We start from the raw sequence: 6,529 nt of genomic DNA, 5'->3' as shown, positions 1-6,529 counted from the left end.
TTTTTATTATTTTTATTATTTTATTTTAAACTAAATCTTAATCCAGCGTAATACATTTGTCCAAAAATTGGCGCATAAACAATCGAACTATCGAAATTTGAACCAAAAGGATTATCTGCTCCTAAAATTACGCGATGTTGCTGATAATTCGTTACATTTTCTCCTCCAACATATACTTCAAAACGTTTTGAAAAAACACGTGTAATCTGGAAATTAATTGTTCCAAATGGATTCGAATAATCATTCAATTGATTTTCTGGTAAATTATCTGACGTATTTGGCAAACGCTGTTTTCCAATCCAATTGTATGTCGCATCAAAACGCCAATTCTTACCATTCTTTTCATGTGTTTCATATTCAATATTGGTAAAGAAACGATGTTTCGCTTGTAAAGGACGCTCTAATTTTCCGTTTTCGTAATCAGTTGCTATATCATAATATTTGTATGATGCTCTAATTTTGAAATGCGTAAATGGATTATAATTAAAATCGAATTGAAACGAATTTGCATACGAGTCCCCTTCTAAATTATAAAATCTTACTTGACGGGCCGAATAATCGATATCCGTTACAATTTGATTTTGGAAATCTGTTCGATAAAAATCTGCTGTAACATCTGCATTTTTTCCAAATAATTTGAATTCTTGTGTTACGCTAAATCCATAATTCCATGCAATTTCTGGATCTAAACCATATATTTTTCCATTCCCATCACCCAAAATATTAAATTGCCTTGAAGATGCAAATAAATTCTGATTTTCCGCAAATATATTATTGATTCGTTTTCCACGACCAACCGATGCTTTTATCGTTGTTCCTTTTACAGGCGTATAACGTGTATGCAAACGAGGTGTTAAGAAAAATCCCATTCGATTATGATAATCTCCACGAAGTCCAGCAATCATGTTAAAATTCTTCATATTATCATACGTATATTCGAAAAATACTCCTGCAGAATTATCAATTCGATCATAATTCGCATCAGTCGGAAGCGCTACAAATTCCTTGAATTTATCGTACGTAAAACTTGCTCCTGTAGAGAATTTATTTTTTGTATTGCTAATAATCGAACTGAAAATATAGTTGGAATAAAAACTTTGTTGCTCAATATCATATTGATTCAATCCGAAGTAAGAATCTTGTTTATGATAGCTAAACGCCGTTTGCAATCCCATACTTTGGTAAGGCATTTCCGGAAAAACATATCCGATTTTTGACGAAACATCCACACGATTTGTATTGATTTCTGAACCCCAATAATTTGTTGTTAATTTATCGCGATCTTTATCAAAATCAACTTGTCCTGCTTGTTTTGTATCATTCAAATATCGAGCAGATAAAAATCCAACCCAACCTTTTTCTAAGTTTTGATATTGCCAACGATTCATCACATTCACTTGGTGCCCAAGCGGATTATCTAAAAATCCATCATCGTTCATATCATTCTTCGAAACACGTGCATTTCCATGCATAAACAAAGAAGTACTCCATTTATCATTCAATTTATTGTTCAAATGCACATTTCCTTCGAAGCGCGAATCTGTCGAACCATAAAGATTTACAAACAACGGAATATCATTTGAAGGTTTGATTAATTCTGTATTAATCTGCCCAGAAATACTTTCATAACCATTAATCACCGTTCCCGCACCTTTCGTCACTTGAATACTTTCTACCCAAGTTCCTGGCGTAAAACTAAGCCCAAAAGCTTGCGAAGCTCCACGAACATTTGGTATATTTTCTTCTGCAATCAAAATATAAGGAGAGGTTAAACCCAACATTTTAATTTGCTTATTTCCCGTTACAGCATCCGAAAAATTGACATCAATAGAAGGATTTGTTTCAAAAGATTCAGCTAAATTACAACATGCCGCTTTCAACAATTCCTTTCCTGTCATTATCGTCATATTAGTTGCAAACTTCGATTTTTTAAGCGAACTACTTGTATCACGAACCACAACTTCATTCAACGAAGTACCACCAAAATGATCTTTTACATTGATAGTGATATTCTGAAATTCGTCTTTTAATTCCTTAAAAGTTGTTGTCTCATTGTCATAAAAAACACCTAAAATTGAGGTTGGTTGATAATTTTCGATCTCAAAATTCCCCTTTTCATCTGTGATAACAGAAATATCTGACGATTGCCAAAACACTTCTGCTCCAACGATTGGTTGTTGATTTTGATCTGTAATTTTTCCCTTTAATGTAGATTGTGCGTAAGAAAACGCAGCACTTAGTATAAATACTGAAGTGAATATTTTTTTCATTTTTACGATTTAAGGCATAATGCCTATTTATTATTGTGTACTTGTTGATTAGATTTTCATCAAATACTTTAATATTTAGATAATAGCTTATTGTTTTCTGATTGATTTAATCAAAAACAACGGATATTATCCTTCGTAAAATGTTAATTGAGAATTGAGAATATAATTTGGCGGCGCATTTGACGCAACATAAAAATCAAGGAAATTTGATTGATTGCTCACCTCTTCATCTTGAATCGAAATTCTAATTTGAAGAATTTCAGAAGCTATAAAACTAATCGGAACAAGTTTCTGTATTTTGACAGTTTGCTTTTCTACAAACTTATCCGAATACGAAATATCCTTACAACAATCGTCTTTTTTAGATTTATTGTTTTCTGGTAATTCGCAATGTTTTTTTTCTGTTTTTGGAGGGCAACAGGAAGTAGAAACTTCCATTTCGTGCGAATTATTATCCAAATGATTCAACTTCACTTGCTCAACCACTCCTTGACAAAAGTGCATAGAAAATGCGTAGTTAAGATTTGAAAAAATCAAAACCACCGACAAAACATACTTTATGTACTGTTGCATTTTCATGTTGGACAAAAATAAACAAAAAATTCAAATCAAAACAAACTGAAATTTATATCATTTTCCAAGTTCCTTATAGAATTTTCAGTTTTACTAAATTATCTTTTCGGTTGCTTGTTGGTCGGTATATTAATAATTCCAGAACCATTTACTAACGATTTATTATTCTCGTTGACAACTTTCAAAACGACTTCAAAATCTTGCCAATCTATTCCTTGCAAAGTCACTAAACCTGTTGCTTTATCAATCGATTTTATTTTAAATCCTTTATCCGGAAAATCTTGCCCATCAACAATCGGATCAAAATCCAACCCAACTTCTGGCTCAACTTTATAAGCAGAATCTTGTACAAATTTGTATCGATCTTTAAAACTTTGCGTCAATAATTCGTTTTGTTTAATATACTCATCTTGATTTATTTTACCAATTGTATCCATGATATAATCGACATAATTATTCATAAAATCAAGCGCAACATTATAATTAACATCTGATTCTTTAACCGAATCTTTCACTTCACTTTCAGCTTTATTTCCTTTTGACGAAGAAGATGAATTATTAGAATTACAACTTGCAACAAAACTTAATAATAGAACAGGAAGAATAATTTTTTTCATAAGGTTATCATTTTTTAATGATTTAAAAGTATGTTTTTTTGATTGAAATTGAAATAATCCGAATAATAAAATCAATCATTTTGTTAATAATCTTCTCAAAAATTAGAATAAGTGCTTAAAGCTTTATGATTTTATTAAAATATACCTCAATAGTCACCAAAAATCACTAAAATTGCACTTTAAATAAGAACACACAATTAATTATGTCAGAAGATATTTTCAAGAAAGTAGTTTCTCATGCGAAAGAATATGGTTTCATTTTTCAATCGAGTGAGATTTATGATGGATTATCAGCCGTTTACGATTATGGTCAAAACGGAGCTGAGCTAAAAAATAACATCAAACAATATTGGTGGAAAGCAATGGTACAAATGAACGAAAACATTGTCGGCATTGATTCTGCTATTTTTATGCACCCTACTACTTGGAAAGCTTCGGGCCACGTTGACGCGTTTAATGATCCTTTGATTGATAACAAAGATTCTAAAAAACGTTACCGTGCCGATGTTTTAATTGAAGATCATTGTGCAAAAATTGAAGGTAAAATCGAGAAAGAAGTTGCAAAAGCTGCAAAACGTTTCGGAGATGCTTTTGATAAAGATCAATTTGTTGCGACAAATCCTCGTGTTTTAGAATATCAAAATCAAATCAATACAATTTTAGCACGCATGGGAAAATCTTTGGAAAACGAAGATTTAGATGACGTAAAAGCTTTGATTGAAGAATTAGAAATTGCTGATCCTGTAACTGGTTCTAAAAACTGGACAGAAGTTCGTCAATTCAACTTGATGTTCGGAACAAAATTAGGAGCGACAGCAGATCAAGCAATGGATTTATATTTGCGCCCAGAAACGGCTCAAGGTATTTTCTTAAATTACTTGAACGTACAAAAATCTGGACGTATGAAATTACCTTTCGGAATTGCTCAGATTGGTAAAGCTTTCCGTAATGAGATTGTTGCACGTCAATTTATTTTCCGTCAACGTGAGTTTGAACAAATGGAAATGCAATTTTTCGTAAAACCAGGAACTGAGTTAGATTGGTACGAAAAATGGAAAGAAACGCGTTTACGTTGGCACCAAACATTAGGTTTAGGAAATGATAATTACCGTTTCCACGACCACGAAAAATTAGCGCACTATGCAAATGCTGCTGCTGATATTGAGTTTAAATTCCCATTCGGATTCAAAGAATTAGAAGGAATTCACTCTCGTACAGATTTCGATTTGAAAGCACACGAACAACATTCTGGTAAAAAAATTCAATATTTTGATAACGAAACAAATGAATCGTACACACCTTACGTGGTAGAAACTTCTGTAGGTTTGGATCGTATGTTCTTAGCAGTTTTCTCAAATTCATTGAAAGAAGAAGTTTTAGAAGATGGATCAGAACGTGTAGTATTGTCTTTACCTGCTGCATTAGCGCCAATTAAAGCGGCTGTTTTACCATTAGTGAAGAAAGATGGTTTACCAGAATTAGCGAAAGAAATTTTGAAAAAATTACGTTTAGATTACAACGTAATGTACGAAGAAAAAGATACGATCGGGAAACGCTACCGTCGTATGGATGCGATTGGTACTCCTTTCTGTATCACTGTTGACCATGATTCGTTAAACGATAATTCTGTTACGTTACGTTACCGTGATACAATGGAACAAAAACGTGTAAACATTGATGAGTTGGCTCAAATTATCGACAAAGAAGTAAACATGAAATATCTTTTTGAACAATTATAAAAAGAATATTTTTTCAATACAATAATACTAAAGCTCAGAAATTTCTGAGCTTTTTTTATTTTTATTAAAATTTTTAACAATTTGGCAAAGCTTTTGATTTTAATTGGATATATTAATCTAAAAAATACAAATTATGGGCTTTATTATTAATCTTTTGGTATCAGCATTAGTTGTTTTCGGACTTGCTAACATTTTACCTGGAGTATCTGTAAAAGGATATGGTTCTGCGATTATTGTTGCACTTGTTATTGGACTTTTAAACGCTTTTGTAAAACCAATTTTAAACTTTATTAGTTTACCTGTAACAATCTTGACATTAGGTTTATTTTCTTTTGTGATTACAGCAATCATTATCTTATTAGCAAGCGCAATTATGGGAGACAGTTTCCATGTTGACGGATTCTGGTATGCATTATTATTTGGTATTGTTTTAGCGATTGTCAATTCTTTAGTTGGAGGAATGATGGGAGACTAATTTATACAAATTACTACATATAAAAAGCTGTCCAAATTGGACAGCTTTTGTATTTTATAAAGGTTTATTGAGGATAAAATTTTATTTGCTCAAAAATATAATTATCATGTTTTTTAAGAAGATCAACCAATTGTTTCAATTCTGACTCTTCCCACTTATTCTGAAACATTTCATCATGAATTAACACAACTATATTATTCTTTGTAAATGTTTTATTCGATTCTAATTGATTAACAATTTGTTTATAAATCGCTTGAACAGATTGCACCGGTGTTCCATCTTTAGCATGATGCGCCCATTCCAAATCCCAACCAATAACTTTATATCCTAACTTCGCTAAACCATCAGCCGTTTGTACTCCAGAAACTCCGTCATTCTTCGATTTCCCATCCAATCTCCACATATTTCTTCCAGGTAAACGAGCAATTTTATCTTGTAATTTTAAGGTCGATTGATTTTTCAAAATATCTGCAACCGACGTTTGCTCGTTACTATAAAACTTTTTGTATTGATCATTTGCATGCGTCCAACTGTGATTACATTCTTCGATATACGGGTTATCTTCGTAATATTTAAAATAATCCGTCATTGTTTTATTTTTCTCCACATGTTCTCCAACAAGAAAAACAGTCACTTTTAACTTCTCATTTTTGAAAACCTCATCAATATTTTCACTTCCATTCAAAGGTCCATCATCAAAAGTTAAATAGATGTATTTCTTCACAGAATTACTTGTTTTCTGCGCAAACAAACTTGTCGAAAAGCTTAATAAAAAAACACTCAAAAGTGTCATCAATTTTTTATTCCATATCATTTAAGGTAGTTTTTAATGAATTAAATGTATGAAAAAGAAAT

6 protein-coding genes are annotated in these 6,529 nt (G+C 31.7%); 2 read left to right on the top strand and 4 right to left on the bottom strand.

The window, feature by feature from the left end; all coding sequences use genetic code 11:
• Positions 1-20: 20 nt before the first annotated feature.
• The 3 genes from B4L98_RS13460 to B4L98_RS13450 form a co-directional block, all read right to left on the bottom strand.
• Positions 21-2,270: a TonB-dependent receptor gene (locus tag B4L98_RS13460; RefSeq protein ID WP_291078484.1), complete on the bottom strand. Its 2,250-nt coding sequence runs from the start codon at positions 2,268-2,270 to the stop codon at positions 21-23.
• 126 nt (positions 2,271-2,396) lie between these two features.
• Entirely contained in the window at positions 2,397-2,843 is a 447-nt protein-coding gene (locus B4L98_RS13455) for an HYC_CC_PP family protein (protein ID WP_291078482.1), read from the bottom strand.
• A 98-nt stretch (positions 2,844-2,941) separates the two neighbouring features.
• The gene (locus tag B4L98_RS13450; RefSeq protein ID WP_291078480.1) at positions 2,942-3,460 is read right to left on the bottom strand and encodes a hypothetical protein; all 519 of its coding nucleotides are present in this window, start codon (positions 3,458-3,460) and stop codon (positions 2,942-2,944) included.
• A 203-nt stretch (positions 3,461-3,663) separates the two neighbouring features.
• On the opposite strand from B4L98_RS13450, the gene B4L98_RS13445 reads away from it, so the two are divergent.
• Positions 3,664-5,199, top strand: coding sequence for a glycine--tRNA ligase (locus B4L98_RS13445; RefSeq protein WP_291078478.1), 1,536 nt, complete (start codon positions 3,664-3,666; stop codon positions 5,197-5,199).
• A gap of 133 nt (positions 5,200-5,332) precedes the next feature.
• The gene (locus B4L98_RS13440) at positions 5,333-5,674 is read left to right on the top strand and encodes a phage holin family protein (RefSeq protein ID WP_291078476.1); all 342 of its coding nucleotides are present in this window, start codon (positions 5,333-5,335) and stop codon (positions 5,672-5,674) included.
• Positions 5,675-5,738: 64 nt separating this feature from the next.
• On the opposite strand, the gene B4L98_RS13435 is transcribed toward B4L98_RS13440, so the two are convergent.
• On the bottom strand, positions 5,739-6,488 hold the full coding sequence (locus tag B4L98_RS13435) for a polysaccharide deacetylase family protein (protein WP_291078474.1): 750 nt from the start codon (positions 6,486-6,488) through the stop codon (positions 5,739-5,741).
• Between the last annotated feature and the right edge of the window lie 41 nt (positions 6,489-6,529).

Source organism: Empedobacter sp. UBA5528 (assembly GCF_002426075.1).
Taxonomy (GTDB): domain Bacteria; phylum Bacteroidota; class Bacteroidia; order Flavobacteriales; family Weeksellaceae; genus Empedobacter; species Empedobacter falsenii_B.
The sequence above is the reverse complement of the archived record's forward strand: the minus strand, read 5'-3'. Positions and strand labels throughout refer to the sequence as shown.